This window comes from Mesorhizobium sp. M7A.T.Ca.US.000.02.2.1 (assembly GCF_003996995.1).
Lineage (GTDB): Bacteria > Pseudomonadota > Alphaproteobacteria > Rhizobiales > Rhizobiaceae > Mesorhizobium.
In genome coordinates this window covers 1-1728 of sequence record NZ_RZTT01000709.1, presented here as the reverse complement: position 1 = coordinate 1728, position 1728 = coordinate 1, and the positions used below count along the sequence as shown (strand labels likewise).

Annotated in this window: 3 protein-coding genes and 1 pseudogene; 1 reads left to right on the top strand and 3 read right to left on the bottom strand. The window is 58.5% G+C overall.

What is annotated here, in order from left to right:
* From EOD15_RS33850 to EOD15_RS33840, 3 genes and pseudogenes are all read right to left on the bottom strand, one after another.
* A pseudogene (locus EOD15_RS33850) lies at positions 1 to 256 on the bottom strand (short-chain dehydrogenase); the annotation flags it as partial.
* Positions 228 to 464 carry a hypothetical protein gene (locus EOD15_RS33845; RefSeq protein WP_127320806.1) on the bottom strand — a complete coding sequence of 79 codons (237 nt, stop codon included), beginning with the start codon at positions 462 to 464 and terminating at the stop codon, positions 228 to 230. The pseudogene EOD15_RS33850 and the gene EOD15_RS33845, both read right to left, overlap by 29 nt.
* 30 nt (positions 465 to 494) lie before the next feature.
* A complete protein-coding gene (locus EOD15_RS33840; protein ID WP_127320805.1) occupies positions 495 to 1181 on the bottom strand; it encodes a TetR/AcrR family transcriptional regulator C-terminal domain-containing protein in 687 nt (228 codons plus the stop codon).
* A gap of 188 nt (positions 1182 to 1369) precedes the next feature.
* Here EOD15_RS33840 and EOD15_RS33835 point away from each other — a divergent pair.
* Positions 1370 to 1728, top strand: a 359-nt coding sequence (locus EOD15_RS33835; protein WP_185929155.1) for a RidA family protein, incomplete at its 3' end; no start/stop codon positions are given.

Genomic DNA, 1728 nt, shown 5'->3' with positions numbered 1-1728 from the left:
GTGCTACCTTTTGGTCGAGTTTTTTCGATCCGAGATAGTACGGCGCATCATACAAAGGCTCCGGCTCTAGTGCCCATTCGTGCCCCGGTTTGGGCTGATGTTGCTCGGGGAAGGGGGGCTCGGGATATTCACGGGCGCCAGCCTGCATGGCGCCTTGCTGCTTCCCATCGCCTTTCGATTTGTCCTTGGCATCGACGCCACGTTGGATATGGCGCTGCTTGGCCGCTTCACCGGCTATTTCCGACTTCATCTGCATGATCGTCTCCTTGGTTTGGAGAGGAAACAACGCATGTCAGGCAAAAAGGTTTGCGCAAAAGATCGAGAGATTCCGGCCAGCGTTTGGCAATGCGTAACAACGACATCGCCAGCTTGCCCGTTGCCTGTGCCGCCTTGGCAGCGAGCCAAATGTGATGATGTGGATTGGGAGCTATTGCGTCAAACTGGCGTGCGCAAAGCAGCGCCATCCGGTCTGCTCCGGGCGTAGCCTCCGGAATCTATCTTGGCGAGAGGCCATCGAGCAGGAAGTCCAGGCCTTTTCGGAAAGTGCCGTCCCAATCGTTGTCCAACAGCAGACGAGAGCGTTCGATTGTCGGATAGTGTTCGCTGAGACGTGTAAGACGCTGCTGCGCGGCTGCTCTGTCTTCTTCCGAGAGGTCGAAGCTTGCCCGGGTGAGGGTGGCGCCCATCACATAGTTCCAGAGCGACCAAATCGCAGCGTTGAGATCCGCGTCCGCAACACCGGCTCTGGACAAGGTCTTGCTCAGCATTTCCAGGCGACTGAGGATGTTCGGGCCAAGCGCCCGTCGCGGCAACAGCGATGCCGACCAAGGATGGCGCAACATTCTGGCGCGCCAGTTTTCGAGCATATGAACGACGTCTCCGCGCCAGTCCGGAGACTCACCTGTTTCAGGCGATGCGCGATATTCGAGCACCGAATCGAGTGCCAGATCAAAGACATCTTCCTTGTTGTCGACGTGCCAGTACAGGCTCATCACACCCGAGCCAAGGCGATCCGCCAGCCGACGCATTGTCAATCCGTCTATGCCCTGGGCGTCCAGCAGTTCCACCGCGATCGCCACGATACGCTCTCGAGACAGCGGCGGCTCGCTGCTCGCTTCCTGCATGGGTGGAAGCTTTGTCCGTTGCGATCGTTTGCTGGCACTGCGGGGTTTGGCTGCCATCTGTCTTCCTTGCTGGCCGAACGTCGATTTTGGCAGGCACCGTCAGGAATGTCGACGCTGATCGCTTGACTAGTACGACGTACCATACGATGACTCGTACATCGCACGACTCATCGTATGAGCGATCTGGTTAAAGTTCATGCCGGCCGCGAGTGCGTTATTCGCAGTCAGCAGAGCCAGGAGAAATCATGTCACGCGCAATCAAGCATCTGCTTACCGGAGGGCTAATCATCATGACCATGGCAGTTTCCGCTGCGGCTACAGCGACTGGGAACGACCTCAAGCTGACCATCGTCAATCCACAGACGCTCTACGACCCGTCGCCGAATGGCTACAGCACCGCCGTGATCGCACCGCGCGGAGCTCGGATTGCCTACATCTCCGGGCAGGGCGGCCAAGACAGCACAGGAGCCTTGTCACCCGATTTCGCTGTCCAGGTTAAGCAGGCCTACGCAAATTTGCATGCGGCGCTCGAGGGCATCGGCGCCAGGCCGGATCAGGTGGCGAAGCTCACGGTCTTCGTGGTCGACCACGACATGTCCAAGCT

Excerpts from the sequence above, each read along its gene's own strand:
- EOD15_RS33845 (WP_127320806.1), bottom strand. The coding sequence starts at position 464 with ATGGCGCTGCTTTGCGCACGCCAGTTTGACGCAATAGCTCCCAATCCA.
- EOD15_RS33840 (WP_127320805.1), bottom strand. The coding sequence starts at position 1,181 with ATGGCAGCCAAACCCCGCAGTGCCAGCAAACGATCGCAACGGACAAAG.